Raw genomic sequence first — 16,686 nt, 5'->3', positions numbered from 1 at the left:
CGTCATCGGGGGCCAACGATCGCGGGTGTCTCGCAGATGGCGAACACGGTGGTCACCGCTGATTGACAGGGATGCGCGCCCGCAGAAGATGGCCGGCAGACACCGAACAGGGCCGCTCAGGGCAGGACGCGCACCATCACGTCAGCACGCTCGCCAGAGCTCACGACGGTGTAGCCCTCGCTGATGTAGAGCCGCCGCGCGTGGTTCGCTCGATCCACGCTGAGGCTCACCCTGCTGTGTCCGGCGCCGACGGCTTCGCCGTGCAGTGCCTGCAGGATGCTTCGGCCGATGCCGCGAGCGCGCCACTGCGTATTGATGCCGAGCGTGAGCTCGGGGACACCCACCGACACGAAACCCGAACCCGGCTGGTCGGCGGGAAAGAGCCGCAGCCAGCCGGCCCCGATCGCCGTGCCGTTCTCGTCAGTGGCCACCAGACCGAGGTCGCCGGGTCTGGGCCAACCCGAGATGTATCGCGACACCCGAGGGTCGTCGAGGATCGCCACCCGAGACCGCCCCGGCAGGGCGCTCCAGTTCGCGGCCTCCACGAGCATCTCGCTCAAGAAGCGCGCGTCGTCGGGCACCGCTCGACGCAACTGCACGCCATCCATGGCGCGACCGTACGCCCCGCATGTTACGGGCGTGTGTCGAGGCGGTGGGACGAGAGCTCAAGTGGCGACACCGCAAAAGCCCGTGCGCGGGACCTACGCCTCGATGACCAAGGGGACGATCATGGGGCGACGGCGGTAGCTCGTGTTCACCCAGCGCCCGACCGTGCGGCGCACGACCTGGCTGAGCGCGTGCGCGTCGCGGACGCCGTTGTGGGCGGCATCCGCCAGGGCAGCGGCGATCTTCGGCTTGACGTCGTCGAAGACGGCGTCGTCCTCCGCGAATCCCTTCGCGTGGATCTCCGGCCCGGTGATGACCCGTCCTGTACCGGCCTCCACCACGACGATGATCGAGATGAATCCCTCTTCACCGAGGATGCGGCGGTCCTTGAGGTCGGCATCCGTGATCTCACCCACCGACGACCCGTCGACGTAGACGAAGCCGAGGTCCAGCTGGCCGACGACGCGCGCCCGACCGTTCTTCAGGTCGATCACTGTGCCGTCTTCTGCGAGAAGAGTGCGCTCCTCCGGCACGCCGGTGTCCTGCGCCAGCTTGGCGTTCGCAACCAGATGCCGGTATTCGCCGTGCACCGGCATCACGTTTCGCGGCTTCAGGATGTTGTAGCAGTACAGCAGTTCGCCCGCTGCGGCGTGCCCCGAGACGTGCACCTTGGCGTTGCCCTTGTGCACGACGGTCGCTCCGAGCTTCGTGAGGCCGTCGATCACCCGGTAGACGGCGTTCTCGTTGCCGGGGATGAGGCTCGACGCCAGGATGACCGTGTCGCCCTTGCCCACCTCGATCTGGTGGTCGAGGTTCGCCATGCGGGCGAGGACGGCCATCGGTTCGCCCTGCGAGCCGGTGGACATGTAGACGATCTTGTCGTCCGGAAGGTCCGCGGCCTTCTTGTAGTCGATCAGCACACCCTCTGGGACGTGCAGATAGCCGAGGTCTGCAGCGATCGTCATGTTGCGCACCATCGACCGGCCGAGGAGCGCGACACGGCGTCCGTTCGCTGCGGCGGCGTGCAGTACTTGCTGCACGCGGTGCACATGGCTGGAGAAGCTCGCGACGATGACGCGACGCGGCGCGCGGGCGATGACCGTGTCGAGCACCGGTCCGATGGAGCGCTCGAGGGCGGTGAATCCGGGCACGTCGGCGTTCGTGGAGTCGACCATGAACAGGTCGACGCCCTCTTCGCCGAGGCGTGCGAAGGCGCGCAGATCCGTGAGCCGGTCATCCAGCGGCAGCTGGTCCATCTTGAAGTCGCCGGTGTGCAGCACGAGACCGGCCGACGTGCGGATGGCGACGGCCAGCGCATCCGGAATGGAGTGGTTCACAGCCACGAACTCAAGGGAGAACGGCCCGAGCTGCTCGTGCTGTCCCTCCTTCACCGTCAGCGCGTAAGGCTGGATCCGGTGCTCCTTGAGCTTCGCCTCCACGAGGGCGAGCGTCAGGCTCGAACCGATCAGCGGGATGTCCGACTTCAGCCGCAGCAGATACGGCACGGCGCCGATGTGGTCCTCGTGACCGTGCGTGAGCACCACGCCGACGACGTCGTCGAGTCGGTCCCGCACGGGACCGAAGTCAGGCAGGATCAGGTCGACGCCCGGCTGATCCTGTTCCGGGAACAGCACGCCGCAGTCGACGATGAGGATCTTGCCGTCGATCTCGAAGACCGTCATGTTGCGGCCGACCTCGCCGAGACCACCGGTCGGGATGATGCGCAGGGTTCCTGGTTCGAGTGCGGGCGGATCGTATACCGACGCGGGCATATGCCGTGCCTCCAGTGTTTCGTTGCGGCCGAACCGGCGTGCGGCTCAGCGAGTGGTGCCCGCGACCTTGGGAAGAGCACCGCCGGCGGCGGCATTGCGATCGGGACGGAAGTTCGTGAGGTCGAGACCCTCGATGCCGTGCACCAGGTCGAGGTCCGCCTCGATCTGGGCGGCCTCGAAGTCTTCAGGGCCGACGAGCGGCAGTCGCACGCGCGGGGAGTCGATGCGACCGAGACCGTGCAGGACGTACTTCGCCGCGACGGTACCGGGGACGTGGGTCATGACTGCCCGCGCCAGCGGCTCGAGCTTCTTGTGCACGGCGGTCGCCGTCGTGAGGTCGCCCGCGTTGACGGCGTCGATGATCTGCCGATACGGACGTGCGGCGATGTTCGCCGTGACACCGATGAGTCCGGTCGCCCCGATCGCGAGCGCCGGCAGGATGTATTCGTCCGCGCCGGAGAAGTACATCAGGTCCGTGTTGTTGAGGACCCTCGACACCTCGGCGAGGTCGCACTTGGCATCCTTCACGGCGACGATGTTCGGATGCTTCGCGGCACGCAGGATCGTGTCGTACTTGATCGGCACGCCGGTTCGGCCGGGGATGTCGTAGAGGATGACGGGCAGATCCGTGGCATCCGCGATCAGGCGGAAATGCGTGAGGATCCCGGCCTGCGTCGGCTTGTTGTAGTACGGCGTGACGATCATGACGCCGTCGGCGCCCGCCTTCTCGCTGGCCTTGTAGAGCTGGATGGCGTGCGCTGTCTCGTTGGACCCGCCGCCCTGGATGATCTTCGCCCGTCCAGCGGCCACGTCGAGAGCGACCTCCACGAGACGCAGCTTCTCCGGATCCGTCAGCGTCGAGGTCTCCCCCGTCGTCCCGGAGACGACGATGCCGTCTGCACCGTCGGTGATGACGTCGTCGATGTGCTTCTCGACCCCCGGCCAATCCACTTCTCCGTCGGCGGTGAACGGAGTCACCAGCGCGACGAGGACCTGGCCGAAGGGATTCTCTGAGGAGGGCACGTCATCAGGCTATCGCGGCTTCGGTGCTCTCCACCTCAATCCCGGCGGTGCCGGCGGCGGGACGGAAACGTCCGCCCCAGCGAGCGGCATGCGTCACGCTGCGTCACACACCGGCGGAGACGGCATGGGCCGACGTAGCGTGGCCACTGCCATGGATCCCCTGCTCGCTCTCGCCGTCATCGTCGGCCTCGTCGTCGTCGCGACGCTCGTCGGGCTGCTGTGGCGTGCACGCAACGGCCGCGTACGCGATGCATCAGGTGTCGCGACGTTGCAGCAGACCGGACTCAAGAGCAGCCTCGAGGATGACGCCCAGTTCGGATCCGACGCGACGATCGTGCAGTTCTCCACGGAGTTCTGCGGTCCGTGCCGCATCGCCGAGCGTGTGCTCTCCGGAGTCGCCGCCCAGCGCGACGGCATCGCGTACCTGGACGTCGACCTCACGACGCGACCGCAGCTCGCGACCGAATTCGGTGTGCTGCAGACGCCGACGATCCTGCTCGTGGATGCGGCAGGAGGCATCCGGTCCCGCATCGTCGGTGTGCCGAAGGCGCATGAGGTGACCGCTCGTCTCGACGAGATAACGAAGGAGAACCATGTCGTCGTCGGCTGATCGAGCTTCTGCTGAGGCACCGGCGCGTCAGGGCATCGACCCGCGCGGCCCGCGATTCGGTGCGGGGATCACTGCTGTGCTCCTTCTCGTGGTGATCTTCCTGGGACTCACTGGCGCGACGGTGGCCGCGACCGTGCTGCTGGCCGTGCTCGCCCTGTTGTTCCTGTGGGGTGCGTCGGCGGGAATCGCGCTGCATCCGTGGGGCCTCATCTTCAAGAAGTTCGTCCGACCGCGGCTCGCCCCGCCGACCGAGCTCGAGGACCGCACGCCGCCCACTTTCGCCCAGGGCGTCGGCTTCGTCATCACCGCCATCGGTGTCGTGCTCCAACTCGTCGGCGTGCCGTACGCCGCGACCGTCGGTGCCGCCCTTGCGTTCGTGGCGGCATTCCTCAACTCGGTATTCGGCTACTGCCTCGGATGCCAGTTCTACCTTCTTCTCGTTCGTGCGCGGATCGTGCGGCGCAGCCAGGCATCGGTCTGACTCCCGCACCTTTTTTCTGAGTTCCACCACTTCTACGCTGGACACGTCGGAGCCGCCCCGTTCGACGTCGGGCGCCTTCCGGCCGCCCAGCCGGCCCTCGGGCCGAACGTCACGTAACGAAGGAGTGGTCATGTCCATCACGAGCGAAGCGACGACGGTCTGGCAAGGGGACCTCTTCAGCGGAGCCGGCGAGGTCAACCTCGACTCGTCATCCGTCGGGCACTTCAACGTGAACTGGCGCGCCAGGTCCGAGGGTGCCGCCGCGACCACCACACCTGAGGAGCTGATCGGCGCCGCGCACTCCTCGTGCTTCGCGATGGCCTTCTCGGCGACGCTCGCCGGCTTCGGCACACCGCCGCAGAGCATTCAGGTGACGGCGGCCGTCACGTTCGACCCGAGCATCCCCGGCATCACGGGCAGCCACCTTCTGGTCAGCGCGACGGTTCCCGGGCTAGGCGAGGAGGAATTCCAACGGCTCGCCGAGGAAGCCAAGGCGAACTGCCCGGTCTCGCGGGCGCTCGCAGGCATTCCCATCACCATCGAAGCCGAGCTCGAGTAGCCGCGCTCCGTCGAGATCGCGCGTTCCCGCTGCCGAGTCATGCACGCCTGCCGACGAATGGGTGCGCGCTCGGAACCGCGGCGAGGACCGATAGCGCATTCTCGCGTCCCGAAGACGTGTGCACTCTCTGCGTGATGGACACCCTGGCGCCTAGGCGTCAGGGGTGCGACTTGTGGAGCTTCACGGCCTCGCGTGTGGCGCTTCGCGCTCGTCGACGATCGCCGGACGCGTCGTAGGCAAGGGCGAGCCGGAACCAGGCACGCCAGCTCTCGGGCGCGGCCTCCACCTCGGCCTTGTACGACGGGAACTCCTCATCGGCCGCGTCGCGCAGGGGGCGTCCACTGGCGCGATGCGGAAGGTCGTCAACGGGCAGCCCGCCCTCTGATTCCAGAATGCGCACCAGACGCTGCGTCTGCACTCCGAACCAGAGTTCGCGCAACAGCGCCCAGACGGCGATCACGGAGAGCACGAACAGGGCGATGGCTATGGCGATCCCGACGCCCGATCCGCTCGTCAGCAGGATCACGCCGTATCGCACCACGAGCACGATGTAGACGGCGAGGAGCACGGCCATCACGACGGCCGCGATGCGCCCCTTCACAGGTCGAGCAGCCGGTCGAGACCGACCGTCAGGCCACGGGCCGCCGGCGCGGAGCGCAGTGCATGCAGGATGCCGGCCGCATAGGCCCGCGAGTCCGTGGTGTCATGCGTGATCGTCAGCGTCTCCCCCGCCCCGCCGAGGATGACGCTCTGCTTGGCGACGACCCCGTTCAGCCGGAGGCTGTGCACGGGAACACCCGCGACCTGCTGACCGCGCGCACGCTGATCGGTGTGCGGCGCGGCCACCGGTCCCCGCTCCTCACGCGCCTCAGCGATCAGTTCGGCGGTGCGGACGGCGGTGCCGGACGGGGAGTCGATCTTGGACGATGCGTGGGATTCGACGATCTCGATCGAGTCGAAGTAGCGGGCGGCTGCCGCAGCGAAGGCCGTGCCGAGTGCGGATCCGAGCGAGAAGTTGGGCACGACGATGACGCCTCTTTCGGGCAGATCCCTGAGCCGGGACTTGAGCGGTGCCAGCCGAGTCGCCGACCAGCCGGATGTTCCCACGACGACGTTGCGACCGGCATCCAGCGCGAAGTCGACGACCGTGGGGCTCACTGCGGGAAGCGTCACATCCAACACGACGTCGGACGGTGCGTCGTCGGAGCCGAGCATGTCGGCGAGGTCGTTCCTGGAGCCCAGGGCGGCGACGAGCTCGAGGTCGTCTGCTGACTCGATGAGGTCGACCGCGACGCTGCCGAGCCTTCCGGTCGCGCCGACGACGGCCACACGAATGGTCATGAATTCACGATAGCAACGCGAGCCTAGGCTGTTCTGCGATGCTCACCTTCACCGCCGCCCGCACCGACGACCCGACCGCCGCCGCACTTCTGACCCGATACTTCAGCGAACGCGAGGAGACCTTCCCCTCGGCGCAGGGGACGTACTCGGTGTCCACTCCGGATCCCGACCGCTTCGTGCCCCCGTCAGGCGCCTTCCTCCTCGCGGAACTCGATGGCGAGCCGGTCGGTTGCGGCGGCGTGCGACGCATCGACGACCTCCAGCGCCCAAACGGCAGCCCGATCGTCCAGTTCGAGGTCAAGCACCTCTTCCTGAGTCCCGCCGCACGGGGCAAGGGCGTTGGACGGGCGCTCCTGAACGAGTTGGAGCGTCGGGCACGCGCGATGGGCGCGTCGCGGCTGGTGCTCGACACGAACGAGAGCCTGGCCGCAGCAGGCAACCTCTATCGAACCTCGGGATACGTCACCGTCGAGCCGTACAACGACAACCCGAACGCGACCCATTGGTATGCAAAGGACGTCGAGCCTGCGTGATCTCTCGTTCGACCGCTCCGTCGATCGACGGAATCAGACCGGCTGCAGCTCCGGCATTCCGGTTCGCAGCTCGACTGGAAGATGCCCGAGGTCGTTGTGCACGACCAGCACGGGCGGCTTCGCCGAGCGCACACGAATGATGGTCAGGCCGCAATTGGCCTGATTCAGACCCAGCCATCGCCACTCGGGAGCGTCGAAGACGTGCCGTACGAACCATCCGATGACAAAGTTGTGCGTGATGAGGAGATCGTGGCGGTCGGCGCGGGCCGGTGTCAGGAACTCGCTGACGGCATCCGACATCTGTGCGCTCCCCGCCTCGATCTCGGCCTCCGTGACGCCGCCGAAGAACGATTCGAAGGCCTTGGGCATGTCGCTGCTCGGGCCGGAAGGTATGCAGTCGAAGAGCAGACTGGACGGCTCTGGGCTCAGCGCCGGCAGTCGCTCGGCCATGATCTTCGCCGTCTCCTGGGCACGACGCAGCGGCGAGTGGTACATGGAGGTGAACGGGACGCCGCTCAGACGCTCCGCGATGAGCGTCGCCTGGCGCTTGCCGCGCGCGGACAGTGGACCGTCTGGCATGCCGTGCTCGGCATCCTGCTGCTCACCATGGCGGACGAGGTAGAGGTAGTGGGGCAAAACAGGTGGATCCTTAGGTCGAGAACGGTCAGAGAAGGCCGGAGAACACGTCATCATCGACGGCTCCGACTGCGGCAATGGTCAGGGGTTGCGCTGCGATCTCGGCGGCGAGGTCTCTCACGTCGTCGGCGGTGACCAGCGCGAGCCTGCGCAGCGTCTCGTCGAGGTCGACGAACTCGCCGGTGCTCAGCTCGGATCGGCCGAGCCGCGTCATCCGGGTGTCGGAGTCCTCCAGCGCCAGCGCGGAACCGCCGGAGAGCTGGCCGACCGCCCTGGCCAGCTCGTCGTGAGTGATGCCGTCGGAGGCGAGCGTTCGCAGCTGATCGATCATGATGCCGGCCACCGAGCGCGCCTTCTGCGGCGCGCACGCGCCATACATGCCGAAGACCCCGGTGTCGGAGTATCCGGCGGCGAAGGAGTAGACGGAGTACGCCAGCCCCCGCTTCTCCCGTACCTCCTGGAACAGGCGGCTCGACATCCCACCGCCCAGCACCGAGTTGAGGACGCCCATCGTGATGCGCGCGTCGTCGCCCGCTCGCAGCGACGGGGCGCCGATCACCACGTGCGCTTGCTCGATGGGACGACGCGCCGTGACGATTCCCGATACCCCGGTCAGCTGGGCGGAGTCGATGCCGCGTCGGGCGACGGGGGCGACGGCATTCGTCATCGGCCATCCGCCTGCGGCCAGCGATCGCTCGACGTCGGCCACGAGCCGGGCATGGTCGACGGCACCCGCAGCTGAGACCACGAGGTCCTGCGGACGGTAGCTGGCGCGGTAGTGCTGCCAGACGGCATCCCTGGTCGCAGCGTTGATGGTGTCGCGGTTGCCGCCGATCGGCCGGGCGATGGGGTGATCGCCGAGTACTGCTGCGAAGAAACGCTCGTTCACCACATCGGCGGGGTCGTCCTCGGCCATCGCGAGTTCTTCGAGGATGACGCCGCGCTCGTTCTCGAATTCGGTCGAGTCCAGAAGGGACGACGTCACCATGTCGGCCAGCACCTCGGTGGCCATGGTGAGGTCGCGGTCCTGCACCTTGGCGTAGTAGCAGGTCTGTTCCTTGGCGGTGAGTGCGTTGTGCTCGCCCCCGACGGCGTCGAAGGCGATCGCGATGTCGAATGCCGTGCGCTGCGCCGTCCCCTTGAACAGAAGGTGCTCGAGGAAGTGCGTGGAACCGAAGCTCGCGGCGTGGCCGCTGGGCCCGGGAAGGAGGCCGGTCTCGTCGCGGGAGCCGACGCCGAACCAGAACCCGATGGTCGCGCTTCGCACGCCGGGCACGCGCTCGCTGAGCACGCGCACGCCGCTTGGCAGGATGGTGCGGGAGACCAGAGCATCGCCGGACGCTGCGAACGTCAGATCGGCACGGTCGAGTGGGAGGTCAACAGCGCCGTTCATCACTCCCACCCTATCCACACCGCCGTCGAATCGAGGATCATCAGCACGACCGATGTCATCGATCCGCATCCGATCGGCCGTACGCGGATGCGTCGATCATCCGTGGGAATTGCTGCGGATGACCTGTCCACATTCTTGAGGACAAACATCACTGTCTACCCCTATATAATTGCAACCAATCTCCGACGGGACTCGTCGTGGAGTACGTGCGCGCAGCGAGTTGAGGAGAACCGGATGCCCGAGCAGAGTGCCGTCATCACGCGCCCGCCGGCGCCGGCCAAGCTGAAGATTCTGGCGACGGCTGACCGCCTGTTCTACGACGAAGGCGTCCACACAGTCGGCGTCGACCGGATCATCGCCCAGTCGCACGTCACGAAGGCCACCTTCTACAAGCACTACCGCTCGAAGGACATCCTGATCGCCGCCTACGTCACCGGCCGCGCGCAGCGCGCTCGTGAGAGCGTCGAGGCGGATCGCGAGACCCTCGGTGATGCCCTCGGTGTGCTGCGCGCGATCGTCGACGATTTCGCGTCCGAGTCGCGGCGCCCCGGATACCACGGCTGTCCGTTCATCAACGCCGCCGCCGCCCAGCTTGACGCGGACGGCCCTGTCGGCCCGGCCGTCGCCGAATGGCGATCCTGGCTGCGCACCACGCTGGTCGACCTCTTCACGCAGGCGCGAGCCGGTTCCCCCGAAAAGGCGGCGGATGATCTGCTCCTCGCTCGCGATGGTGCCTTCGGCGGTGGATCGGTCGCGGACCCAGCAGCGACGGATGCCGCTCTCCATCGCGCTCTGGAGCGTCTGCTCCCCTGAGCGGGGACCTATTCGGAAGCGCGGTCGAGCTCGAGCATGTCGGTGCGGCTCAGGCTGACGCTGCACGCCGCCATGAGGTCATCGACCTCTCCGGCCGACCCGACATTCACGACGGGCGCGACCACTCCACGCTTGGCGAGAAGCCACGCGATGGCGATGGTGGCCATGCTGCACGAGTGCTCGGCAGCGACCCGATCGAGCACCTGACGCACGCGGTGGCCGCGGCGTCCGAGATAGCCGCCGACACCTGCGAGGCGAGCACCGGCATCCAGGTCGGAGCGCGATCGGTAGGCACCGGCGAGATAGCCGTGCGCGAGCGGCCTGGTGGGCAGCACGCCGAGCGACTGGGCGGCCGTGACGATGCGGAGATCGCCCTCGAACACACCGCGATTCATCAGGCTGTACGGCACCTCGATCGCGGCGACCTTTGGAAGGCCGGACGAAGAGAGCACACGGGCTTCCATGAGGCTCTCCGCTGAGAAGCCGGAGAAGCCGACGTGGCGGACTTTTCCGGTGTCGATCAGCCACTCCACGGTGGCGAGGGTGTCTGAGAGCGCGACGTGCGGATCGGGTCCCTCGAGGGTCAGCACGTCGACGTGGTCGGTGCCGAGACGACGCAGAGCCGCTTCGACGGCACGGATCACGTTGACCTGCCCGAGACCTGGGCTCTCCTCCCCCGCGCCGATCCGCAGATCGATGATCATGCTGCCGCGCACGTCGCGCCGGTGCATCCAGCCGCCGACGATGGCGTTGCCGAGACCACGCGCGTGCGCGTCTGAGGTGACGATGAAGTTGCCGCCGAGGTGCACGTAACGGTCGAGAACCGCCTGTGCCGCGTCGACATCCGCGGCCTCGGCCAGCGCGGCCGTGCCCAGAGCAAGGGAGTACACGGCGAGGTCGGTCTCGCCAAGTCGTCGCGGCGCCACGATCGAGAGCGGCGCCGTCGCCGCTCCCTCGTAGTCCACGGGAACTACCGGTGCGTCGAAGACCGGTCCGATTCCGGTCTCTCCCCCGTTGATGTGTTCCCGTGCGCGCACGGAAAACGGCTGCGCCATTGACCCCTCCAGCTCCTCAGCCCCCCCGAGCCGATGTGACGCGGGATGCCACATCACACCTGATGTGAGCGAGCGTAGTGGACAGCCCGTCCGTCACCCCGTCGAAACGATTGAACCGTTATCAAATCTTTGGCAAATGTCGCTCAGACGCGGGTGCGACACGCATTTCGCGCAACCTTGCTCTGGTACGGATCGCGCTGCCGCGTGCGCGTCGATCCGATCGGTGCCGTCGCGATCGGCAGCTGCCCCGGCCGGAGGCGTCACTGGCGGTCTGTCGCCGACCTGGACGGAAGCGATCAGTGCTCGAACGACGACGCGCCCGCCGGGCCGAAGCCGCGGCGGGCGCGTCGTGCAATGCGAGTGTCTGCGATCAGGCCTCGACGGTCTCCGTTGAGCCCTCAGCGGACTCGGCGGGAGCGTCGGCTTCCGCCGTCTCCTCGGCGATGACCGGCTGCAGCGACAGCTTGCCGCGGTCGTCGACCTTGGTGATCTCCACCAGGATCTTCTGGCCGACGGAGAGCACGTCCTCGACGTTCTCGACCCGCTTGCCGCCGGCGAGCTTGCGCACCTCGGAGATGTGCAGCAGGCCGTCACGGCCGGGCAGGAGGGAGATGAAGGCGCCGAACGTGGCGATCTTCACGACCGTTCCGAGGAACTGGTCGCCCACCTCGGGGTTGGTCGGGTTGGCGATCGCGTTCACCTGCGCACGAGCGGCCTCGGCCGACGGTCCGTCGGTCGCGCCGATGTAGACGGTGCCGTCCTCCTCGATGGAGATCTCGGCGCCCGTCTCGTCCTGGATCGCGTTGATCGTCTTGCCCTTCGGCCCGATCAGCTCGCCGATCTTGTCGACCGGGATCTGCACGCTGATGACGCGCGGCGCGGTGGGCGCCATCTCGTCCGGCGTGTCGATGGCGGCGTTGAGCACGGACAGGATCGTGGTGCGGGCATCCTTCGCCTGCTGCAGCGCGCCTGCCAGGACCGACGACGGGATGCCGTCGAGCTTGGTGTCGAGCTGGATGGCGGTGACGAACTCGCTCGTGCCGGCGACCTTGAAGTCCATGTCGCCCAGGGCGTCCTCGGCACCGAGGATGTCGGTGAGCGCCGCGTAGCGGGTCTCACCGTCGACCGTGTCGGAGATGAGGCCCATCGCGATACCGGCGACCGGAGCGCGCAGCGGCACACCCGCGTTCAGCAGGGACAGGGTGGACGCGCAGACCGAGCCCATCGACGTCGATCCGTTGGATCCGAGCGCCTCCGACACCTGGCGGATGGCGTACGGGAACTCCTCGCGCGTCGGCAGCACCGGCACGAGCGCGCGCTCGGCCAGGAATCCGTGGCCGATCTCGCGACGCTTCGGGCTGCCGACACGACCGGTCTCACCGGTCGAGTAGGGCGGGAAGTTGTAGTGGTGCAGGTACCGCTTCTTGGTGACAGGCGACAGCGAGTCGATCTGCTGCTCCATCTTGAGCATGTTCAGCGTGGTGACACCCAGGATCTGGGTCTCTCCGCGCTGGAAGATGGCCGATCCGTGCACGCGCGGGATGACCTGCACCTCGGCGTCGAGCGGACGGATGTCGCGCAGACCACGTCCGTCGATGCGGATGCCCTCGCGGAGCACGCGGCCGCGCATGACGACCTTCGAGACCGACTTGTAGGCGGCGGAGAACTGCTCGAGCGTCTCGGCAGGCAGGGCGCCGGCCTCGACCTTCTCGGCGACGGCGACCTTGACGCGGTCCTTGAGTGCGTCATCAGCGTTCTGGCGCTCGATCTTGTCGGCGATCTGGTACACGTTCACCAGGTCGTCGTAGGCGAGGCCGGCGACGTTGTCGTAGGTCTCCTGCGAGTAGGGCAGGAACACCGGGTAGTCGGCGATGGCCTTCGCGGACTGCTGCGCGAGCACCGTCTGCGCACCCACCAGCTGGCGGATGAACGGCTTGGCGGCCTCGAGGCCGCTCGCGACGACGTCCTCGCTCGGCTTCGTGGCGCCGGCCTGGATGAGGTCCCAGCTGTGCTCGGTGGCCTCGGCCTCGACCATCATGATCGCGACATCGCCCTCTGAGCCGTCGGCGTTCGTGAGCACGCGGCCGGCGACGACGAGATCGAACACGGCGTGCTCGAGCTGCGAGGCCTTCGGGAACGCGACCCACTGGTCATCGTGCTCACCGTTGCCCGGGATGAACGCCAGGCGCACGCCGGCGATCGGGCCGGAGAACGGCAGGCCCGAGATCTGGGTGGATGCGGATGCCGCGTTGATCGCGAGTGCGTCGTAGAACTCATCCGGCGCGATGCTCAGCACCGTGATGACGATCTGCACCTCGTTGCGGAGGCCCTCGACGAACGAGGGACGCAGCGGACGGTCGATGAGACGGCAGACCAGGATGGCCTCCGTCGACGGACGTCCCTCACGACGGAAGAACGAGCCGGGGATCTTGCCGGCCGCGTACGACCGCTCCTCGACGTCGACCGTCAGCGGGAAGAAGTCGAAGTTGTCTTTCGGGTGCTTGCTGGCGCTCGTCGCGCTCAGCAGCATGGTCTCCTCGTCGAGGTAGGCGGCGACGGCGCCCTGCGCCTGCTGCGCCAGACGACCGGTTTCGAACCGGATCGTGCGGGTGCCGAAGCGGCCGTTGTCGAGAACGGCCTCGGCGAACTTGATTTCTGGACCTTCCATTAAGGTCTCTTCTCCTTTGTTCGTGCGTCGTCCCATGTGGACATGACGCACTCGCCCTTTCGTGCGGGAGAACAGGCAAAACCGAGCGACATGGGCTCCGCGCCGGCCATCAGTAGAAAAACACCACCCGCACTCACGCCTGCCCGGAACATGCGTCGGACGTGTCACGTGAGGGGTGCGGTTGGGATTCCACCACCGAGGACCAGCAGCCTGCCAGCCACGCATAGCGAGTTTCGTGTGGTTATCGAACCGTGACGATCCTAGCAGAGGGGGTTGTTCAGGCGTCGGCGAGGGCGATCACGCGCGCAGCGGCATCCGCAAGGGCGTCGCCGTAGCCGCGTCCGTAGCTCGCGGCGTGCACAGCGAGCGGATGCAGCTGGTGCAGCGGCACCCGATCGCGCCATCCGCGCCGCAGCGGGTGCACCCACTCGTAGCCGGCGAAGATGTCGTCGAGGTACGGGCATCCGAAGAGGGCGAGCATGGCGAGGTCGGTCTCTCGGTGGCCGCCGTGCGCTGCGGGATCGATGAGCACGACGCCGTGCGGTGACCAGAGCACGTTCCCGTTCCAGAGATCGCCGTGCAGGCGCGCCGGCGGATCATCGTCGTCGAACACGCCTGCTGCGATCTCTTCGCAGGCCTGGCGGACGATGGACGCCTGTCCTCGCCCGATCCCTCCGGCGTCTATGGCGAGTTCGAGGTACGGCAGAACGCGATCCCGCGCGTAGAAGCGGCCCCAGGTCGGCTCATCCGCCCGAGGAAGTGGTCGACGGCCGATGAAGAGAGGGCCGTCCCATCCGTCCGGGGCCGCGCCGAACGCCGCCGCTCCCGCGTCGTGCGTGACCGCGAGTGCTGCGCCGAAGCTGCGGGCGGCGTCCGGAGCGGGACGGGCGGATGGCACGCGTTCCAACTCGATGCGGCCCGGTGACACGTCCACGACGGCAGCCGTTCGAGCGCCAGCCGCCGATGCGAGCCAAGCCAGACCCGCCGCCTCCGCCTCGAAGAAGCGCTGTGGGGCGTCCGGATTGGTTTTGATCACGGTCTCGACCATCAGCCGCAACGCTAGTGCCGGGGGAACACCCTGCCATGCGGAATCGCACCGTCCGTGACGCGCGAGCGCACCCTCGGGAGGAAGACGCACGCTCTCGAGAGAGAGAGAGAGAGAACGCGCACTCTCGGGAGGACGAACGGGCACCCTCGGGAGGAGGAACGGGCACCCTCGGGAGGTGGGGTTGGTCCGGCGGCCTGGGTCAGGCGCGGACCCGTTGTCGCGCCTGGGCGCGGGCCGCCTCGCGGTCGCGGCGGGCGCGCGGCGCGGTGAGCGCCAAGCCCAGGAAAACGCCGACGATCGCGCCGATGGTGTTCGAGATGACGTCGCGGATGTCGGACACCCGGCCAGGGATCCAGATCTGGGCCGTCTCGATGCCGAGGGTCATGAGGAACGGGATGAGCACGGCGAGCCACCACTGGCGACGGCCGAACAGAAGCAGGAAGAACAGTCCGATCGGCAGGAACATCGCGATGTTCGCCGTGAACTCCACACCGGCGTAGGTGACCCAGTCCGTCGCGGGGTGCTCCCACAGGATGCGCAGCACCTGCATCACGAGGCTGTTCTTGTTCCCGAAGTCGGGCTGAGGGCCAAGAGTGATCCACGCGACGCCCGCCAGGTAGAGGAGCGTGACGACGCTCAGGAACGGATGCCGACGGAACATGCCATCAGCATGCCGACGGTTGCTGGACACTCGCTGGCGACACCCTGGAGCGCCGCCATGGATGACGTGTCCACCGGCTGAGACATCTTCTTCAGGAGGAGGGTGCGTCGACACTCGCGTCGAGCGTGCCGGCAAGGGACCCCAGATCCAGCTGCAGCCTGTACGGCTGAGACGTTCCCATCACGGTGGCCGGAGCTGAGACGAAGAGGTTGCGCGATGCCAGAGCTCCGAGCTCGGCGTTGTATCGGGCTGTCGCCTGGTCTGGCAGGAAGCCGACGTGGTAGACCCGGTCGGACGCGACGACGTGCACCGCGATCCGGATGCGCAGAGCGAGCCAGCGCGTGGCATCCGGCACGAGGACTGCGACCGGCGTTCTGCCGGCCCTGGCCTGCGCGCTGTCCAGCGCTCCTTGATGACGGGCCGTGTCCACCACAGGCGTCCGAGGGGCGTCGCTCGCCGCGAGCGGTACGAGCTCGATGCCCTCGAGACTCGAGAGCATGCCAGCAGCATCCGGATTGCGCGGACCGTGCACCAGCTGCATCACCACCTGCACGAGCAGCCACGCGGCGACCAAGACGGTGATCGCGAACAGGATCCAGTACACAACGGGCAGCCTGTCCGGCCGGATGGACCCCGTCACGAGCAGCAAGAGGATCAGCAGGACGTACGGCGCCGGCTCCCAGCGCCACAACGGCTTGCGGAGCGCGCGGGTCATGCCTCACACGTTATCGTCACGCGGGGGTGAGCTCGCTGGACGGCTGCGTGCCGGCGGCCGCGCGCATCCGCACGACCCGGATCACACCCGCGACGATCAACAGCTGCCCGACGGTGTAGGTGAGCATGACGACGGCATCGTGGCCGGCGAAGGCGAATGCCGGCAGGAAATGCGCCAGGCCGAGGACGGAGTCGGACACGAGGAACACGGCGGATCCGACCGCCGCGATCGCGTTCGTCCCCGTTGCGAAGACGGCCATCGCGCCGAGCGCCAGGCCGTAGACCGCGACCGGGACGAGCAGAGCGCCCGCCTGCGGACCGATGAGCGCGACGAGTCCGAGCCACCAGACCGCGTAGACCGCGCTCCAGATGCGCGGACGTCGCATCCGGGCCGGCCAGGCGAACAGCACGACGTAGGCGAGCTGCATGCAGAGGAAGAACGCCAGCATGACGATGAAGTCCGACGCGATGTCGCCGAGCCACGCGAACAGCAGGGCGATCGTTCCGACCACGGAGATGCGCATCGAGTTCCGACCGACCAACAAGAGGAATGGGATGGCGAGCAGCGGCATGAGCAGCGGCTTCACCGCGGCCGCGATGGCCGGCTCGCCGACGGCGGATCCGATGATGTCGATGACAGACACGATCACGTAGGGCGCGAACGCGACGAGGTCACGGCTGCGCGGCCACCGTGCGGTCCACGTCATTGTGGACTGCGCGCCCGAGGCGCTGCGGGATGAGGCATGGAGCGATCGTAGGGCCTCGGCCGGCCA

Annotated in this window: 18 protein-coding genes; 5 read left to right on the top strand and 13 right to left on the bottom strand. The window is 67.6% G+C overall.

The features are described from left to right. Positions 1 to 116: 116 nt before the first annotated feature. From HII28_RS15880 to dapA, 3 genes are all read right to left on the bottom strand, one after another. Positions 117 to 608, bottom strand: coding sequence for a GNAT family N-acetyltransferase (locus tag HII28_RS15880; protein ID WP_170026788.1), 492 nt, complete (start codon positions 606 to 608; stop codon positions 117 to 119). Between the two features lie 93 nt (positions 609 to 701). Then, entirely contained in the window at positions 702 to 2,378 is a 1,677-nt protein-coding gene (locus tag HII28_RS15875) for a ribonuclease J (protein WP_170026787.1), read from the bottom strand. Positions 2,379 to 2,423: 45 nt separating this feature from the next. After that, entirely contained in the window at positions 2,424 to 3,401 is a 978-nt protein-coding gene (gene dapA, locus HII28_RS15870; protein ID WP_170026786.1) for a 4-hydroxy-tetrahydrodipicolinate synthase, read from the bottom strand. A gap of 151 nt (positions 3,402 to 3,552) precedes the next feature. Between dapA and HII28_RS15865 the strand changes: the two genes are divergently transcribed. From HII28_RS15865 to HII28_RS15855, 3 genes are all read left to right on the top strand, one after another. Further along, positions 3,553 to 4,011, top strand: coding sequence for a thioredoxin family protein (locus HII28_RS15865; protein WP_170026785.1), 459 nt, complete (start codon positions 3,553 to 3,555; stop codon positions 4,009 to 4,011). Next, a complete protein-coding gene (locus HII28_RS15860; protein WP_170026784.1) occupies positions 3,995 to 4,492 on the top strand; it encodes a DUF4395 domain-containing protein in 498 nt (165 codons plus the stop codon). The genes HII28_RS15865 and HII28_RS15860 overlap by 17 nt, the downstream gene beginning before the upstream one ends. A 130-nt stretch (positions 4,493 to 4,622) precedes the next feature. After that, entirely contained in the window at positions 4,623 to 5,051 is a 429-nt protein-coding gene (locus HII28_RS15855) for an OsmC family peroxiredoxin (RefSeq protein ID WP_170026783.1), read from the top strand. A 157-nt stretch (positions 5,052 to 5,208) separates the two neighbouring features. On the opposite strand, the gene HII28_RS15850 is transcribed toward HII28_RS15855, so the two are convergent. Further along, positions 5,209 to 5,625 carry a tetratricopeptide repeat protein gene (locus tag HII28_RS15850; RefSeq protein ID WP_170026889.1) on the bottom strand — a complete coding sequence of 139 codons (417 nt, stop codon included), beginning with the start codon at positions 5,623 to 5,625 and terminating at the stop codon, positions 5,209 to 5,211. A gap of 23 nt (positions 5,626 to 5,648) precedes the next feature. Next, positions 5,649 to 6,392 (bottom strand): 4-hydroxy-tetrahydrodipicolinate reductase, encoded by a 744-nt coding sequence (dapB, locus tag HII28_RS15845; RefSeq protein WP_170026782.1) that lies wholly within the window; start codon positions 6,390 to 6,392, stop codon positions 5,649 to 5,651. A gap of 38 nt (positions 6,393 to 6,430) precedes the next feature. On the opposite strand from dapB, the gene HII28_RS15840 reads away from it, so the two are divergent. Continuing rightward, positions 6,431 to 6,925, top strand: coding sequence for a GNAT family N-acetyltransferase (locus HII28_RS15840; RefSeq protein WP_170026781.1), 495 nt, complete (start codon positions 6,431 to 6,433; stop codon positions 6,923 to 6,925). 33 nt (positions 6,926 to 6,958) lie between these two features. Here HII28_RS15840 and HII28_RS15835 read toward each other — a convergent pair whose 3' ends face one another. Together HII28_RS15835 and HII28_RS15830 are read right to left on the bottom strand one after the other, a co-directional pair. Beyond that, the gene (locus tag HII28_RS15835; protein WP_170026780.1) at positions 6,959 to 7,561 is read right to left on the bottom strand and encodes a histidine phosphatase family protein; all 603 of its coding nucleotides are present in this window, start codon (positions 7,559 to 7,561) and stop codon (positions 6,959 to 6,961) included. A 28-nt stretch (positions 7,562 to 7,589) separates the two neighbouring features. After that, on the bottom strand, positions 7,590 to 8,954 hold the full coding sequence (locus HII28_RS15830; protein ID WP_170026779.1) for a pitrilysin family protein: 1,365 nt from the start codon (positions 8,952 to 8,954) through the stop codon (positions 7,590 to 7,592). Between the two features lie 234 nt (positions 8,955 to 9,188). Here HII28_RS15830 and HII28_RS15825 point away from each other — a divergent pair, with 234 nt between their 5' ends. After that, positions 9,189 to 9,767 (top strand): TetR/AcrR family transcriptional regulator, encoded by a 579-nt coding sequence (locus HII28_RS15825; protein ID WP_170026778.1) that lies wholly within the window; start codon positions 9,189 to 9,191, stop codon positions 9,765 to 9,767. Positions 9,768 to 9,775: 8 nt separating this feature from the next. Here HII28_RS15825 and HII28_RS15820 read toward each other — a convergent pair whose 3' ends face one another. The 6 genes from HII28_RS15820 to HII28_RS15795 all read right to left on the bottom strand — a co-directional run bounded on the left by HII28_RS15820 (position 9,776) and on the right by HII28_RS15795 (position 16,620). After that, positions 9,776 to 10,822, bottom strand: a complete 1,047-nt coding sequence (locus HII28_RS15820) for an aldo/keto reductase (RefSeq protein ID WP_170026777.1) — start codon at positions 10,820 to 10,822, stop codon at positions 9,776 to 9,778. Positions 10,823 to 11,192: 370 nt separating this feature from the next. Next, positions 11,193 to 13,490, bottom strand: a complete 2,298-nt coding sequence (locus HII28_RS15815; RefSeq protein ID WP_170026776.1) for a polyribonucleotide nucleotidyltransferase — start codon at positions 13,488 to 13,490, stop codon at positions 11,193 to 11,195. A gap of 277 nt (positions 13,491 to 13,767) precedes the next feature. Next, positions 13,768 to 14,538, bottom strand: coding sequence for a fructosamine kinase family protein (locus HII28_RS15810; RefSeq protein ID WP_170026775.1), 771 nt, complete (start codon positions 14,536 to 14,538; stop codon positions 13,768 to 13,770). Positions 14,539 to 14,737: 199 nt separating this feature from the next. Continuing rightward, positions 14,738 to 15,199, bottom strand: a complete 462-nt coding sequence (locus HII28_RS15805) for a VanZ family protein (RefSeq protein ID WP_170026774.1) — start codon at positions 15,197 to 15,199, stop codon at positions 14,738 to 14,740. A gap of 91 nt (positions 15,200 to 15,290) precedes the next feature. Beyond that, positions 15,291 to 15,914, bottom strand: coding sequence for a hypothetical protein (locus HII28_RS15800; protein WP_170026773.1), 624 nt, complete (start codon positions 15,912 to 15,914; stop codon positions 15,291 to 15,293). Between the two features lie 16 nt (positions 15,915 to 15,930). Beyond that, the gene (locus HII28_RS15795; RefSeq protein ID WP_170026772.1) at positions 15,931 to 16,620 is read right to left on the bottom strand and encodes a lysoplasmalogenase; all 690 of its coding nucleotides are present in this window, start codon (positions 16,618 to 16,620) and stop codon (positions 15,931 to 15,933) included. Positions 16,621 to 16,686: the final 66 nt, after the last annotated feature.

Origin of the sequence: Planctomonas sp. JC2975 (assembly GCF_012985205.1) — a bacterium.
GTDB lineage: Bacteria > Actinomycetota > Actinomycetes > Actinomycetales > Microbacteriaceae > Humibacter.
Note: the sequence above shows the minus strand (reverse complement) of the source record. Positions and strands in the feature narration are given on the sequence as shown.

Coding starts and splice junctions, on each gene's coding strand:
- HII28_RS15850 (WP_170026889.1), bottom strand. CDS start 5,625: ATGGCCGTGCTCCTCGCCGTCTACATCGTGCTCGTGGTGCGATACGGC.
- HII28_RS15860 (WP_170026784.1), top strand. CDS start 3,995: ATGTCGTCGTCGGCTGATCGAGCTTCTGCTGAGGCACCGGCGCGTCAG.
- HII28_RS15855 (WP_170026783.1), top strand. CDS start 4,623: ATGTCCATCACGAGCGAAGCGACGACGGTCTGGCAAGGGGACCTCTTC.
- HII28_RS15865 (WP_170026785.1), top strand. CDS start 3,553: ATGGATCCCCTGCTCGCTCTCGCCGTCATCGTCGGCCTCGTCGTCGTC.
- HII28_RS15805 (WP_170026774.1), bottom strand. CDS start 15,199: ATGTTCCGTCGGCATCCGTTCCTGAGCGTCGTCACGCTCCTCTACCTG.
- HII28_RS15875 (WP_170026787.1), bottom strand. CDS start 2,378: ATGCCCGCGTCGGTATACGATCCGCCCGCACTCGAACCAGGAACCCTG.
- HII28_RS15825 (WP_170026778.1), top strand. CDS start 9,189: ATGCCCGAGCAGAGTGCCGTCATCACGCGCCCGCCGGCGCCGGCCAAG.
- HII28_RS15830 (WP_170026779.1), bottom strand. CDS start 8,954: ATGAACGGCGCTGTTGACCTCCCACTCGACCGTGCCGATCTGACGTTC.
- HII28_RS15815 (WP_170026776.1), bottom strand. CDS start 13,490: ATGGAAGGTCCAGAAATCAAGTTCGCCGAGGCCGTTCTCGACAACGGC.
- HII28_RS15820 (WP_170026777.1), bottom strand. CDS start 10,822: ATGGCGCAGCCGTTTTCCGTGCGCGCACGGGAACACATCAACGGGGGA.
- HII28_RS15880 (WP_170026788.1), bottom strand. CDS start 608: ATGGATGGCGTGCAGTTGCGTCGAGCGGTGCCCGACGACGCGCGCTTC.
- HII28_RS15800 (WP_170026773.1), bottom strand. CDS start 15,914: ATGACCCGCGCGCTCCGCAAGCCGTTGTGGCGCTGGGAGCCGGCGCCG.
- HII28_RS15795 (WP_170026772.1), bottom strand. CDS start 16,620: ATGACGTGGACCGCACGGTGGCCGCGCAGCCGTGACCTCGTCGCGTTC.
- dapB (WP_170026782.1), bottom strand. CDS start 6,392: ATGACCATTCGTGTGGCCGTCGTCGGCGCGACCGGAAGGCTCGGCAGC.
- HII28_RS15810 (WP_170026775.1), bottom strand. CDS start 14,538: ATGGTCGAGACCGTGATCAAAACCAATCCGGACGCCCCACAGCGCTTC.
- HII28_RS15840 (WP_170026781.1), top strand. CDS start 6,431: ATGCTCACCTTCACCGCCGCCCGCACCGACGACCCGACCGCCGCCGCA.